Genomic DNA, 14794 nt, shown 5'->3' with positions numbered 1-14794 from the left:
TAGCTCTCCGTTCCTAAGTTCATATTCGCTGTTCTTCTATGAGTTTATCAAAGGTAATCCACGATGTCCCCCAAATATTGGTTACATTTTCGTCATAGGTAAATAGATCATTATAAATGGTAATACACCAAATAACTAACAACATGAACCATGTCAAAATAAAAGAGGTTCCCCAGAGGGAACCCCTTATATACTAACTGATACGTTATTGCTGCGTATTCGTTTCATCATTTTGATTTTTCTTCGGAACTCCGTCCAGTCCAAACTCCTCATCATACGCATCGAAGATTGCACGCGCAACAGGTGCCGCACTGCTTGAACCGAAGCCACCTTCAGGAATGACTACGGCTACCGCAAGCTTCGGATTGTTGCGAGGAGCATAGGCAATAAATACCCCATTATCGACATTTTTACCGCCGACGACCTGTGTAGATGTCCCTGTTTTTCTCGCAAAATCATATGGGAAGCTGCTAAAGGCCGAAACCTCTGTTGCCATACCACGCTGCACTTCATTCCAATATGCATCATTGAAATCTACAGTACTCAACACTTTCGGCTTGATCTTCTCTACAATGTTACCTTCGGAATCCCGGATTTCGCTCACTAATTGAGGCTCCATCCGTTTTCCTTTGTTAGCTAGCATCGTTGTATATTGAGCAAGCTGCATGGCTGTATATTTACCCTGTTGTCCAAAGGAAGCATATACAAGTCGAGTAAGCGAACTTTCGGCATCATTGTTGTAATCCTTAAGACCGGCATATTCGCTCGGTAAGTCAACGCCCGTTTTTACGCCTAGTCCGAATTGTTCCATGTACCCATTCCACACATCAATACCTTTAGCGCCATAACGGCTATATAAGTTTTTACCGATCTCATCAATCATAAATGTGTTAGAGGAATGACGAATGGCATCACGAGGACGCAACAGACCATACACGTGACCGCCTGAGTTCTGCACTCTACGATTATCTCCACCAAACGTCGTTGAACCTCTGTCCGGGTAGACTGTGTTTGTTGTAATAAATCCCTCTTTCAAACCGATCAGCACACTGAGTGGTTTAATCGTGGAACCGAGCAATACAACGGATTCCGCACGCTTTCTGGAGTCATCAGGCGCGAATCCCCGAATCGTACCATTTAGATAGATATACTTAATACTATCGTACTGCTCGTTTGTAATACTTCCGGTTCTCCATACGTTGGTATCGTAATCCGGCATACTGGCGGCAGCAACAACTTTCCCCGTGTCTACTTCCATCGCAACCGCAAAACCTGTTTTTGCATTAGGATGCAATTTACCTGATACTGGATTCCGATGAAGCCAATTGAGCTGATCCATGATCGCCTGCTCTGTCTTCACTTGCACGTTTTTGTTAATGCTGGCAATCAGATCATAGCCCTTCTCAGGAGGGGTCGTCCCCGCTACACCTTCTGGCAAATTCCGCAAGTCTACGTCCACCGAGTTATATCCACTCTTACCACGCAGAGCGTCCTGGTACTGAAACTCCAATCCATCGAAGCCGACAAACTCATTCTCTGTGTATACAAGACCTGGATCCTTCTGTGTTTTATTCGCCTCGTCAATCGCTTGATATTTGTCGAGGGATTTGGAACTTTTGAATTTCTTCAAATAACCAATGGTCTGAACAGCTACGGTATCTGGGTCATAGTACCGTACACTTTCCTCCACAATCTGGATACCCTTGAACTCATCCTTATGCTGGAGAAAATAAGCGACTTCCTCTTCGGACAGATCACTCTTAATCAGACGTGGCATGAAACCATTGGCTTTGCGCGAATTCAAATCCATCTCTTCGATGATATTTTCCACGGTAAGTGATTCAGAGTCTTTTAATTTGTATTTCTCAAACACATCATGAAGCCGAGTAGCGATATCTTCCGCTTCTGGCATATACGGACTCGGTTTTCCACCTACATCGCCATAGTTTTTATAAAGCGTCAGGTAAAGGGATTGAATGGGCTTGGAATAAGCCAGCTTCACCTCACCTGTGGAATCGTAGATCGTACCTCTCACCGGAGCAAGCGGAACATCCTTCGTAATGTTGCTGGCCTCTTCCTGACTTAGCTCTGGCCCCTCAACAAATTGCAAAAACGCCAAACGTACAATAATAACACTAAAAATAACAAAGGAAACGAAGAAAAATACGTTAATACGGTAACTGAAGCGCCGTTTATCCGTAAATTCATCCTTCTCTTTTGAATGATTGTTCATTCATCCTACCTCTTTCATGACTTGGTGCATACCGCTTAAATATTATTCATTCACGGCATGATAACATGGCAACGTCGTCATATCCGGACCCATGCCCGGTGTATTGTTATGTTGTCTGATCTTTCAGATGGGTATCGGCAAAATTCGGAGGATTGAACCAGTCGCCACTCACTGCCCATGTCGGGTCCAGTGGAATCCAGCTCTGGGAATCACTCAAATAAATCTCGTTCCATGCATGCGGACCATAACCGCCCTGCCCATTGTAGCCAAGACCTGTTACAACCTTAACCTCAAGCCCTTGTGATCGAGCCATCACCGCATATAGGCGAGCATAGTCGATACACACACCCTTACGCGTATCAAATGTATTTTGCGGCGTTTGCTCATGCCAAATGCCTTTTTGTTCATAATCGTCTACTTTGCCGTAATCATACTCAATTCGTGAACCTACCCAATCATAGAGCGCCCGCGCCTTTTCTTCCTCCGTGGACTTACCCTGCACAATTTCCTGTGCCGCAGACTCGATATCAGCCGGGATATTATGATCAATAACATCATACTTCCGCTGTAGAATACCGCCCAGTTCTTTCTGCACAGCCTGGGTAAACACAGGGAGCTTGTCCTTGATCAGATTACCCGACAATGGCTCAATCACGGATTTGGCTCCTTGCATGTAGATGGGTGAAGCCTCCACGTAACGACTGAACATGCTGCCTGGATAGAGACTTACGATCATGAATAAAATGGCAATCACAATCATTCCACGCGCAGAGCCGATAATTGCACCTATGATTGCTCCGGTTAAACGGCTAAAGAAGCCTTTAGGCCAGCTCTCCTGATCCGCTGAATCATTCCTTTTATAGAAAAAGGACGATAGGAATCCGAGAATCAACCGGATGAACCCATAGCTAATGACAAATAACACAGCGAACCGCATCAACGGAAAATCAGCAATAGCTGTAACTAATGTATAATACATCTGCTCCCAGCGATTCAAATCTCGATTAGGGATCGTCCCGGCATACGTAGACAGCCATTGTTGAACATATGGCGCCAGCCATAACGTCAGGCCGACAGACAGCAGAATACTAATGACCACCATAATACCATCCATTAGGAAGCCAAACAGTCTGCCTGCAGAACGCGATGCTCCTCTAGACCACCCTTGCAGCAATGAAGCTGCCACAATTAACAACAGCACAATGGTGATACCGTTGAATTCCTTCAGGCTGTCCAGCCAACTTTGCAGCACGAATTCATTCCCCCTTTACTAAGAAGCTGGTATTCAAAAAGGACGGTGTTCAGTACCAAGAAGATGGAATAAAGCTAGAAATGGAGTAGCGGAGCGTAGATCAAGCTACGTGAGCAACGGACATTTCGGCTGAATTCCATATTCGACGCTGAGATGCCGCAAGGCATCCCTCGTAATCAACATCGGACTTTTTGAACAACCTCTAAGAAGCTGGTGCTGTTACGTTTCCTTTTGCCGTATCAACAAAGGCACGTATCGTTTCGTTATCCAAATTCCATTCACCTAGCGAGATCCCACGAAGCGTGACATTGACTTTGTCCGCGCCTGCCGTGCCTTTAATCTCTACATTGGGGCTTGTAATAGTGAACTCTCCATTTTGTCCTTTGGCATAGGTCGCCTTAGACGCTTCGTTCACCATAAGATTCGTTGCTTCCTTTTTCAATGTGTCCATTGTACTGCTTTGAACATCCGTTACCGTCTGTTTGATCTGGTCAATGGAGATACCACTGTATATCAGTAGAGCCGCAATAATGATGATGGCAATCGCCCATTTCAATACCGTTTTGACGACATTCAGAACGAAGAACAAAATGATCAAGGCAACAACGATCACAAGCCAGTTCTGCATCACAAACTCTTTAATTACTTCTATGTCCATGACTACACCTTCCGAATTAGAGTTGAGTACACACTTCCCGAATATTATACATGATTTCCGAACCTGCTGTCAGCTAAGCCTATAAGTGCAAAAATAAAGGGTCTAAGTTCGTCCCTCCGGGCGTACAAGTAGTACCATGAGGTTCTGCGTGATAAACACGTATACCCGATACACCACCGATGAACATGCATCGTTTAACAAGGAGGGGCTTTTGTGAAAACGGCCATATGGCTCTATTTATTTTTGTTTCTTGCTGTTTTTGATCTGCATGCCCAGTATCCAATACTGACGCCATTCGCTATTTCGCTTGGGGCGGCTCCAACATTCATTGGTTGGATGATGGGTATCTACTCCTTGACTCATTTACCTGGTAATCTCATTGCTGGTACGCAAATCGACAGACACGGTAGCCGCCGCTACATTGTGTTCAGCCTGTTAGGTGCGGGCATCATCCTGCTCATCCAAGCCCAGATCCACACCCCATGGCAGCTGCTCGCACTTCGCTCCATTAGCGGGTTTGTGCTCGCCTTTCTATCTCCTGCCTGTCTAGCCCTGCTAGCTCAGTTGTCCCGTGATCCCGTTACCCAGGGCAAGTATATGTCTGGTCATGGTGTAGTTCATACACTCGCATCCGTTGTATCTCCTGCGGCAGGAGCACTCATCGTAGGTAGTTTAGGATTTTCGGCAACCTTTGCGAGCCTTGGTTACTTGCTCATTCTGACAGGTGTTATTGCCTTCTTCTCCATGCCTAAGGGATTAATCGAGCCACAGCATGAAAAGGTCACTGAGCCTGCCCAGCCAAGCCCTCTACCTGAAAGCAAAAAGGTGTTCCTGCCCGTATCCTGGCGTTATTTCGCGCTGCCACTTGTCATAGCCTGTGCCCAAGGCATTCTTTTCTTTGAACTACCTCTTCGAGGTGGAGGTCATTCCTCCATCATGTCTACGGGCCTTCTATTTTCCATCATTAGTATTGGAGCCTTATTTACATTGAGTATGCTATTCCTTAATCGATATTCACCTAAGCTACGTTTAACCGCAGGTGTATTATTGATGTCCCTTTGCTTCTTCGCCTTAGCAGCGATTCCTCAGTTGCCTTTGCCTACTGTCCTGTTTGTACTCGGGATGTCCAAGGGCATCACATTTCCTGCAATGGCAACCTTATTTATCAGGCTAAGCGGTGGCAACAAGCTGGGTCGGATTTTCTCCCTACAATCCATCGCGACATCCATCGGCTCCTTCATTGGCCCAATCGCAGCCGGACAGATTCGTGTGGGAGTCTCTCCTTATTTTATCGGATTCATCTTACTGATGGTTGGTATTCTTCTGCTTCCATATTTTAATTCCAGACAAGAAGCTTCATTGTCAGCTTCTGACCCCAAAAGTATTCTGGGTTAATATGATAATAGACGTTCCTTGTGCCTCAATCCCTGCAAGAGTTTGTTTTTTTTGCTAGTCCTTTGCATCATTCCCCTATTTACAGCTACACTATATATGATCCGTCGATTTCCGCGACAACATTTCCCGGGGAATGTCGACACAAGCTCTCGAACAAGAGGTGAATATGATGCCTATTCATGTCATCGTGGAAGGTAAAAATGATCGTAGCAAACTCAAACGACTGGTTGGGCCTGAGATCAACATTTTGTGTACGTTTGGAACACTGAATTCCTTGAAACTTGAGACGCTGAAAAAGCAGGTTGGTTATGATGAGGTCTATCTATTTATGGATAATGACAGCTCTGGTAAGAAAATTAGAGGCGTTCTGCGCGATGCTTTTCCGGATGCGGAGCAGATGTACACGAGACGTGGTTATGCGGGGGTAGAAGGAACACCGGATGAATACATCATTGCCCAGTTAGAAAAAGCAGGATTAGAGGCATATATTCAATATCCGGAACAGCCGTCATTTTAAATATGCCCAATACAAAGAGGCACCGACTCAGATCTTTGTCCGATCTGGGCGGTGCCTTTGATTGTTATACATTACTGTTATACGGATCACGAGATACGCTCCGTACCCCACCATTTCGTTGTTTACTCCTTAATCAGGTTGCGAATATCTTCTGCGATTACTGCTGGATCAACATCATTTGTAGCGCCTGCACTGTATATCTTACGCAGTTGATTGTTGCGATCCACCAAACCAATCAGGTTCATATGGGCAAAATCATCTTTAGTCTCACCCTCAATCAGAATCTGGAAGGATTCTCTGGCAAATTTCTTCGTCTCTTCCATATCCCCGCGAAGGAAATACCACCCATTATAATCAGCATGGAAACGATCGGCAAATTCCTTAATCTTCTCCTTCGTGTCCACCTCTGGATCAAAGGAAATCGATACAAACGAAGCATCATTGCCAAATGTGTCATCCTCTTTCAACAGATCCTGCACTTGAGAAAGTGTGAATGTCGTTATAGGGCATACATCTGGACAACTGGTGAAATAAAAGTAGAATAAACGGACTTTGCCTTGAGTATCCTCAAGCGACACGGTATTCCCATCTACATTTTCCATCGAAAAGGATTGGATCTCCCGGATTTCGGGTAATTTCTCCTTGCTAGCAAATACATTTCCCCACATGAGATATACAGCCATAGCAAGGGCTAGTGCGAGCAATATCCATGTCCACATATACTTTTTGAGCATTAATCCTCTTCCTTTCTCCCATGTCATTACAATGAATACGCATACATACGATGAAAAACCTAAAAGCTTAGTTTTTGCCTACCCCCACAAATAATCACGATCATAAATGACGGTCTTATTGCTAAATTATGTATGACGAGAAGATTCATCTATTGCAGAGTACTCTACTATTGTACCTGTTCTTCAGCATCATGCCTACGAAACTTTTTGAACATGCCGTTTGAAACGGTAAAGCCAGTCCCCTTTATATCCGATATAAAGTTTATCACAGAAAATCCCAAAATAGTGGAACAATGCTTGTACAAATATCGAACAAAAAATGGGACTGATCTAAGCTTTGTTGGGCTGGTGACCTGTTTTGCTTCTAGTCAGACGGATAATATACACTATAGATGGGTATCACCTAGATAGAGAATGATTAGAGGTTTAGTATGATGAGAACGATCTACACAACAAAGGAGACTTCTATGGATACTTCTACACATTTTGTCATGGGCATTGGTTTGGCTGGGCTAGCTTATGTTGATCCTGTTGTAGCCTCAAGCCCTATGCTTGCGGCAGCGGTAATGGTCGGTACGATCGCTGGCTCACAAGCTCCTGATATCGATACTGCGCTGCGTCTCAAGAGTAATTCCCTGTATATTCGAAATCATCGAGGGATGTCCCATTCCCTGCCATTTCTCCTGTTATGGACATTGCTCATTACAGGTGTAATCGCATTGATCTTCCCTGGTGTCGCTATTGCACATGTTGCTATATGGACGGCTGTTGCGGTGTGTGTACACGTATTTACGGATCTATTCAATACGTATGGCACTCAAGCGGCAAGACCATTTACGGATAAGTGGATCGCGTGGAATATCATTCATATTTTTGATCCGTTTCTATTCAGTTCCCATGCTGCGGCAATCCTACTCTGGGCTTTTGATGTTGTAGCACCTGCTCCATTGTTCGTCACGCTGTATATCATCATCGGCTTGTATTACATCTGGCGAATTATTGCTCATGCTCAGGCTGTTGCTAAGGTGAAACGAATGGATTACAGCACAGATGCCATTCGTTATGTCGTTATTCCCACGATATCCTGGAATCGATGGCATGTAGTGAAGCGTTATGCAGATGATCGGTATGAGATTGGAAAATTAGATGGTTCCGACCTGACTTGGAATTTGCAAGCTTCCTCCTCTACTCATGCAGCGGTAGCAGCTTCTCGTCAGTCACCTGAGGTGCAGGCTTTCCTATACTTTACGTCATATGCTGTAGCTGAGGTCGAGGAATTGCCTGTTGGATATAAAGTCCGCTGGGCGGATGTCCGTTATCGACACCGCAAACAATATCCATTTGTTGCTGTCGTTGTCATGGATCGAAATTTCGAAACGATCGACACGTATGTGGGCTGGTTAAGTGACGAAAAAATGGATAAAAAACTTTTGACGGCACGCTCTTGACGAAAGTGTGCCAAGAAGGGCACAATCAACATAGGAACTAAACCGCGCGAAAGCCCGGAGCATTCCGCTCCGGGCCTTCTGTGTTGTTGCCGTTTGGTTATAATAAATTATTTGCCAGACCCAGCCAGAGACTGCTCAGCGATTTGTACCAGACGTTTGGTAATATATCCACCCAGAGATCCTGTCTCACGGGAAGTGTAGTTACCATAGTAACCGTCTTGTGGAATAGTTACACCCAGTTCCTGTGCAGCTTCCATTTTCAATTGTTGCAATGCTGCAGTTGCTTGAGGTACCACCAAGTTGTTAGAAGAACGAGATCCTTGAGCCATATTTTAAATCTCCTTTCAATCTGTGTCTGTAATGTAATGCAAGCTTGCAAGATTATTATGTCTCGCACGCTTCAGGTTATACGGAGATTCATTAAATTTATGATGGAGGTTTTTTCCAATGAGCAAAGGTCTATCCTTATGGTTTGCATTCTCTTCCATTGTTTTGTTAACGGTTACAGCCATTACAATGTCATACTCTGGCTGGCTAGCTGCATTAGGATTCATTTTGTCGATTGGTAACATCGGTTGGGGGTTTGTCATTCGTGCCAAAAAAGAGCGTCGCGAACTTCAAACATCTACGGGTTCAGCTTCTTAATTCTGTGTTCTGAAGCGACGCTTCTACACTAGCCAAACAACAAAAGAGGAGCCTATGGCTCCTCTTCTTGCTATATCTAAAACTCATTGCTCTATATAATTGAATTCAAATACGACTTACTATCGTGTACGTCTTGGTACAAAGCCCATACGTTCCTTCACATCATTAAGTGTTTTGGAAGCCACTTCTTCCGCACGACGAGCCGAAGTATCCAAAATATCAGCCAATTCACCAGATTCGCGGATCTCATGATACCGTTGTTGCAATGGCTCAATGACGGAAACGACTGCTTCTGCCAAGCCTTTTTTGAATGGACCATACATCTGACCTTCATACTGATCTGCAACCTGTTGCAGAGTCATACCTGCACATTCCGCATAGATGCTCATGAGGTTACTAACTTCCGGTTTGTTCGCTGGATCATACACAACTTCACGGCCTGAATCTGTTGTGGCACGGCTGATTTTCTTACGAATCTCTGCCGGTGTGTCCAGCAATGCGATATAGCTGCCTGCATTCGGATTACTTTTACTCATCTTTGAAGAAGCATCATCCAATGACATCACACGCGCACCCACTTGCGGAATGTACGGGTCTGGAATGGTGAAATACTCTCCATAACGGTGGTTGAAGCGACCAGCGAGATCACGCGTGAGCTCCAAATGCTGCTTCTGGTCCTCCCCTACAGGAACGAGATCAGCATTGTATAGCAGAATGTCGGCTGCCATCAGAGATGGATATACAAACAGTCCTGCTCCAACGGAATCTTTGCCTGAAGACTTATCTTTGAATTGAGTCATACGCTCAAGTTCACCCATGGAAGTGAGTGTTGTCATCAACCATCCCAGCTCAGCGTGCTGAGGCACATGGGACTGCAAAAATACGTTTGATTTGGTCGGATCAATGCCAGCGGCGATGAACAATGCAGCTACCGCCTCGGATTGCTCACGGAGTGCAGCAGGCTCCTGAGGGACAGTGATGGCATGAAGATCCACCACCATGAAGTGACATTGATAATCATGCTGTAGCTTCACAAAATTTTTGATCGCACCAATGTAGTTACCAAGCGTAAGTTTACCACTCGGCTGAATGCCAGATAATACTGTTTTCATAAACGTAATGCCTCCTCGAATTTGACTCTGACTTGGGTTAATCCTGGTAAAACATCTATTCTCCGCGGACGCAAAAAGATCCCACGCCCGCAAGGGACGTGAGACCGTGGTGCCACCCTTATTCGTGTCCCTTGATAAGTAGATTCTCTGTACTTACGCACATCGATTCATCAACAAGGAAACACCTTCATTGTTCCGTAACGTGGAATATACGTCAGAATCTACTGCGGGATCAAGCCAATATCAGCTACCCGGTTCAACACTGCACTCAAGGGCCCATTCGGCAAAGAGTTCACACCGGTTCACATCACCCACCGGCTTTCTGAAGAGAGTGCCCTCCACTTACTTGTCCCTATCATCGCTTTAAGTTATTCAACTCGTGAATACGCCTATATCTGAATACCATCTTAATGCGATCCACACGGATTGTCAAAATTTAAGAACGAGCTTTTTTTACCCACTCCACTGAAATCTGTTATGATGGAAATGGAATGGCTTAACCCCTATTCCACGCATTCATGTGGAATGCTTACAGATTTGCTGGCATGTACACAATGACACGCTTGCAGCGGAAAATTATGATAGCCGCTTGCAGACAGATTTCAAGTGGGAAAAGGAGCATCGATATGAAACAAGTGACCAAAGGCCAATGGAATGGTTACGACACGTATATCCTACATAGCCGTGAATTGGAGATTACCCTGCTACCGCGTCTTGGAAATAATATCATCTCGATTCGCGATCTCGTGCAGGGACGCGATGTCGTCCGCAGTCCAGAAGAAGATGAGCTTGCATTTTATCTGCAGAAACCGTATCACTTCGGTGTTCCGCTTCTCATTCCACCTGGTCGAATTCATCGCGGACAATTCGAATATGAGGGCGTCCATTACCAGTTCGATCAGAACACAGCCAACGACAACCACATCCATGGTCTCCATCGCACGCAATCCTGGTGTGTCAGTGACATTGAAGAGGATGAAGATGGTTGTGCCATCACTACGGAATTACTTACCGAGAACGAAGAGCACTGGATGGAGCAATTTCCTATTCCACTCAAGCTAGAGATGACGTTTAGGCTGCAAAATGCCGTCCTGAGTCAGCATCTGCGCGTGACCAATTTGAGTTCAACTCCTGCTCCGTTTGGAATGGGATATCATACATGGTTCCTCCTTGACGGCGCACCTGCCGAATGGACACTTCAACTGCCTGTATCAGGTTTATATTCACAGAATGAGGAACAGCTACCTACAGGTGATATTGCTGAGTTAGGTGAATGGTCTGCCTTGAACGAAGGTGTTAATATGCAAGGACGGAATTGGGATACACTTCTCAAGGCTGACGAGCATCAACCAGCCATCGCCAAGCTCCGTCGTCAGGATGGGTATCTGCTGAATTATTCAGCAGATGAACGATACTTCAAACATTGGGTTCTCTATACCAAAGGTGAATCCGATCAATTCCTGTGCATTGAGCCCTACACTTGGCTCTCCGATGCCCCGAATCTGCCTTTATCAGATCAGCAAACGGGATTAATTCGACTGGAACCACAGCAGCCAGTAGAGCTGGTTACACGGATTGAAGTTGTTCCTCCAGTAGAATAATGTAACGAAGAAATAACTCTATCATGACTTCATCATACCTCACAGAGGTACGTTCTTTATTTTACCTATACAGCAAGAAGGCCGATCCATATTGGATCGGCTTTTTGCATATATCCTTCACATCATTAACCCCTAAAATTTCCCTTTCGCCATATCATGTATATTTCTGCATTCTCTAACCATACTAACATCACCAACCCATAAGGAGGTGACACACATGTACGGAGGCCAAAACCAAGGTAATAGAAACAGCTCTAACAATCTGGTTGTTCCCCAAGCAACAGCAGCTTTGCAACAATTGAAAATCGAAGCAGCGCAAGAGCTGGGTGTAACCATTCCACAAGATGGATACTACGGTAACTACACTTCCCGTGAGACAGGATCTCTGGGAGGTTACATTACTAAACGTCTGGTACAAATCGCTGAGCAGCAATTATCGGGTCGTTCTTAAGAACTCGAACGCATGCTTAAGTTGATAAAGCTAAAAGCGGCCTTCTTCAGAAGTGCCGCTTTTGGTTATGCTGGCGCTTAGGAAGTTGATTCCATTCCTGAATCCTTGTATGTATTAGTCCTAGGATAACGAATCATTAAGTTAGCCATATTGTAATTGGATTCCATCGTTGCATCTACCAGAATCATGCCTTGTCTTACTGTAAAATCGTAAGAAATTTCTCCATGCGTCCAGTTCTTCTTGAATTTCAATGTTTCTAATGCCATAACCCGGAAAGAAGATCGCTGAGCTTCATTCAATCCCTCATTTTCCACTTCCAACTGTCCATTCCGTCCAGTTATCGGATTATGTCGAATTCCAAATTTCCCAATTACGTTATTTCGTATTTGCACAAAAACTACACCTGAATCTAACCCTGCCAACTCATTATCTAGCTCTTTGAACACCAGATCTAACTGTCGTGCTAATGAAAGCTGGTCAATTTTTACCATATTGCTCCTCCTTTATGCACTTCATCCCTTCGTAACAAGGACTTACGACTCATTATATGACAATATATATGGTCATTCAACAACATCAAACAAACTTGGGTATTTATTACTATGGTTTGCACAATTAATTGCCATTCTTCCGCTTAAAACTGAGTTTTTTCTCTGTATTGCGACAAAATAATCGCATCTGTCATGTCAGAAAAAAAGACTGCCACCCCATCATATTTCATTGGGCTAGCAGTCTTATAACGTTATATAAATCGCAATTTCATATCGGTAAATATCAACCATAGTCTATACATGCATGTTCAAAAGGGCTTAATCAAAAGTGGGCTTGTTGAACAACCTTTATGGTGCTTATTGGTGATTTTCCGTCATCTCAAGGAACTGCTCAATATCAGCAACAACTAAATTGGCGGCATTTTGCCAGAATTCAGGCTGGGTTAGGTCTGTTCCCAGATGTTTATGTGCCAATTGTTCTACCGTCATCCGACCCGTATCTCTCAGCAAGTCGTCATATTTATCCGCAAAGGCTGTTCCCTCTTGCTGTGCTCTAGCATAGATTCCTGCACTGAACATATAACCAAAAGTGTACGGGAAGTTATAGAAAGGTACACCTGTCAGATAGAAATGCAGCTTCGATGCCCAGAAATGTGGATGATCGGATGCCAACACACCACAGAATGCTTCCTGCTGAGCATCAACCATTAATTTGGACAGTTCGTCAGCACTAACAAGTCCCTTTTTACGTTGCTCGTAAAAACGATTTTCGAATAAGAAGCGAGCGTGAATATTCATAAAGAAGGCTACACTGCGTTGAATTTTATCTTCCAGCAAAGCCAACTTCTCTTGTTCATCCGTCGCCGCCTGAACAAGTGCATCTGCAACAATCAACTCAGCAAAAGTAGACGCCGTCTCCGCTACATTCATCGCGTAACGCTGATTCAGCGCAGGCAACTCTTCCATGATGTGCTGGTGGTATCCATGTCCTAACTCGTGAGCGAGTGTCGAAACATTTGATGGAGTCCCAGAGAATGTCATGAAGATCCGCGTCGCTTTGCTCAGCGGCAGAGATGTACAGAAGCCACCTGGACGCTTACCAGGACGGTCTTCAGCTTCGATCCAGCGCTTCTCAAACGCCATTTCAGCAAATTTTGAAAGCTTGGGACTGAACTTCGCGAACTGTTCGACAATATTAATCGCAGCTTCATCATACGTCACTTTGCCACCCGATTTTCCAACAGGAGCATCGACATCACTCCAACTCAGCTTTTCTACACCAAGAAGCTTCGCTTTGCGCTCCAAATACCGAACCAATGCAGGTTTGGCTCCGTTAATAACATTCCACATCGTATCGAGTGTCTGACGCGACATGCGGTTAATGGCCAAAGGTTCTTTGAGGATATCATCCCAGCCACGCTTCTCATATAACTTCAGACGGAAGCCGGCAAGGTGATTCAGCGTATCCGCACAAAAATCCTCGACGTCAGTCCAAGCCTCTTCCCATTGTGCAAAAACCTTTTCGCGTACAGTACGATCACTGTCACTAAGCTTGTTGGAAGCCTGCCCTGCTGACAGCATGACCGTTTCTCCATTTTGCTCAAAAGGAATGTTAATCTTTCCTACAATGGTGTTATAGAATTTGCCCCAGCCATGATAACCATCCACACCTAAATCAAGGGCAAGACCTTCGAGTTCAGGTGACAGCTTCTCACGAGCTTGTGTGCGACTTTCGTTCAGGACAAAAGATAGTGGCTCAATGTCATCCCGAGCAATCCATGCTTCCCATACGTGGTCTTCTGTTTCACTGAGTTTGTTATCAAACTGGGACTTACTGCTGTTCAGCATCGCTGCAAGGGAACTAATCGCTCCTTGAAGCTGTGTAGCCTTCTTGTCCTTCTGATTCTGTGAAGAAAGACATGATACAAAAGCTGATCCTTCGGAAGTTCGAATGTAACAGCTCTGCAACAATTCCAAAATCGGATCAAATGTTTTGGTTTCTTCCAGATTGCTTGGTACTGGTGTTTCTCTCAGTAGTTGCTGAAGGTTGCGAACATCCTGCTCAAGCTCAACGAGGTATGCAGCAAATGACTCGGAGGAAGAACCTCCACTAAAGATGGACTCCAGATCCCATACGGGATGTAATGGTGTTTTCATTAATTAGGCACCTCTCTCTACAGATTGAATAACAAATGACGAAACAATGAACCCTATGAAGGCTGTGATTCCATTTTTCATTCAACACAAATGTAATTAC

14 protein-coding genes and 1 other annotated feature are annotated in these 14794 nt (G+C 44.7%); of the genes, 6 read left to right on the top strand and 8 right to left on the bottom strand.

Annotated features, from left to right (window positions below):
* Positions 1 to 205: 205 nt before the first annotated feature.
* The 3 genes from M3636_RS27185 to M3636_RS27175 form a co-directional block, all read right to left on the bottom strand.
* Positions 206 to 2233 (bottom strand): peptidoglycan D,D-transpeptidase FtsI family protein, encoded by a 2028-nt coding sequence (locus M3636_RS27185; RefSeq protein WP_128103458.1) that lies wholly within the window; start codon positions 2231 to 2233, stop codon positions 206 to 208.
* 106 nt (positions 2234 to 2339) lie between these two features.
* Complete coding sequence (locus M3636_RS27180) at positions 2340 to 3485, bottom strand: transglutaminase domain-containing protein (protein ID WP_251384588.1); 1146 nt, start codon at positions 3483 to 3485, stop codon at positions 2340 to 2342.
* Between the two features lie 202 nt (positions 3486 to 3687).
* A complete protein-coding gene (locus M3636_RS27175) occupies positions 3688 to 4143 on the bottom strand; it encodes an ATPase (protein WP_251384587.1) in 456 nt (151 codons plus the stop codon).
* A 213-nt stretch (positions 4144 to 4356) separates the two neighbouring features.
* On the opposite strand from M3636_RS27175, the gene M3636_RS27170 reads away from it, so the two are divergent.
* Both M3636_RS27170 and M3636_RS27165 read left to right on the top strand, forming a co-directional pair.
* Positions 4357 to 5538 (top strand): MFS transporter, encoded by a 1182-nt coding sequence (locus M3636_RS27170; RefSeq protein ID WP_251384586.1) that lies wholly within the window; start codon positions 4357 to 4359, stop codon positions 5536 to 5538.
* Between the two features lie 169 nt (positions 5539 to 5707).
* The gene (locus tag M3636_RS27165) at positions 5708 to 6055 is read left to right on the top strand and encodes a toprim domain-containing protein (protein ID WP_056702325.1); all 348 of its coding nucleotides are present in this window, start codon (positions 5708 to 5710) and stop codon (positions 6053 to 6055) included.
* A gap of 122 nt (positions 6056 to 6177) precedes the next feature.
* Here M3636_RS27165 and M3636_RS27160 read toward each other — a convergent pair whose 3' ends face one another.
* Complete coding sequence (locus M3636_RS27160; protein ID WP_128103462.1) at positions 6178 to 6789, bottom strand: SCO family protein; 612 nt, start codon at positions 6787 to 6789, stop codon at positions 6178 to 6180.
* Positions 6790 to 7256: 467 nt separating this feature from the next.
* Here M3636_RS27160 and M3636_RS27155 point away from each other — a divergent pair, with 467 nt between their 5' ends.
* Positions 7257 to 8237, top strand: a complete 981-nt coding sequence (locus M3636_RS27155; protein ID WP_128103463.1) for a metal-dependent hydrolase — start codon at positions 7257 to 7259, stop codon at positions 8235 to 8237.
* 107 nt (positions 8238 to 8344) lie between these two features.
* On the opposite strand, the gene M3636_RS27150 is transcribed toward M3636_RS27155, so the two are convergent.
* Complete coding sequence (locus tag M3636_RS27150; protein WP_056702318.1) at positions 8345 to 8566, bottom strand: alpha/beta-type small acid-soluble spore protein; 222 nt, start codon at positions 8564 to 8566, stop codon at positions 8345 to 8347.
* 118 nt (positions 8567 to 8684) lie between these two features.
* Between M3636_RS27150 and M3636_RS27145 the strand changes: the two genes are divergently transcribed.
* A complete protein-coding gene (locus M3636_RS27145) occupies positions 8685 to 8882 on the top strand; it encodes a hypothetical protein (RefSeq protein WP_145408723.1) in 198 nt (65 codons plus the stop codon).
* Between the two features lie 119 nt (positions 8883 to 9001).
* Here M3636_RS27145 and trpS read toward each other — a convergent pair whose 3' ends face one another.
* Positions 9002 to 9994 carry a tryptophan--tRNA ligase gene (gene trpS, locus M3636_RS27140; RefSeq protein ID WP_251384585.1) on the bottom strand — a complete coding sequence of 331 codons (993 nt, stop codon included), beginning with the start codon at positions 9992 to 9994 and terminating at the stop codon, positions 9002 to 9004.
* Between the two features lie 89 nt (positions 9995 to 10083).
* Positions 10084 to 10362, bottom strand: a binding site (T-box leader).
* A 258-nt stretch (positions 10363 to 10620) separates the two neighbouring features.
* Here trpS and M3636_RS27135 point away from each other — a divergent pair.
* Positions 10621 to 11595 carry an aldose 1-epimerase gene (locus M3636_RS27135; RefSeq protein ID WP_145408761.1) on the top strand — a complete coding sequence of 325 codons (975 nt, stop codon included), beginning with the start codon at positions 10621 to 10623 and terminating at the stop codon, positions 11593 to 11595.
* Between the two features lie 217 nt (positions 11596 to 11812).
* Complete coding sequence (locus tag M3636_RS27130) at positions 11813 to 12046, top strand: alpha/beta-type small acid-soluble spore protein (protein ID WP_024634588.1); 234 nt, start codon at positions 11813 to 11815, stop codon at positions 12044 to 12046.
* Positions 12047 to 12123: 77 nt separating this feature from the next.
* Here M3636_RS27130 and M3636_RS27125 read toward each other — a convergent pair whose 3' ends face one another.
* Together M3636_RS27125 and M3636_RS27120 are read right to left on the bottom strand one after the other, a co-directional pair.
* Positions 12124 to 12537: an O-methyltransferase gene (locus tag M3636_RS27125; RefSeq protein WP_128103467.1), complete on the bottom strand. Its 414-nt coding sequence runs from the start codon at positions 12535 to 12537 to the stop codon at positions 12124 to 12126.
* Between the two features lie 357 nt (positions 12538 to 12894).
* The gene (locus tag M3636_RS27120; protein WP_128103468.1) at positions 12895 to 14694 is read right to left on the bottom strand and encodes a M3 family oligoendopeptidase; all 1800 of its coding nucleotides are present in this window, start codon (positions 14692 to 14694) and stop codon (positions 12895 to 12897) included.
* Between the last annotated feature and the right edge of the window lie 100 nt (positions 14695 to 14794).

It is taken from the genome of Paenibacillus sp. MER 99-2 (assembly GCF_023714095.1).
In the GTDB taxonomy this organism is placed as follows: Bacteria; Bacillota; Bacilli; order Paenibacillales; family Paenibacillaceae; genus Paenibacillus.
Note: the sequence above shows the minus strand (reverse complement) of the source record. Positions and strands in the feature narration are given on the sequence as shown.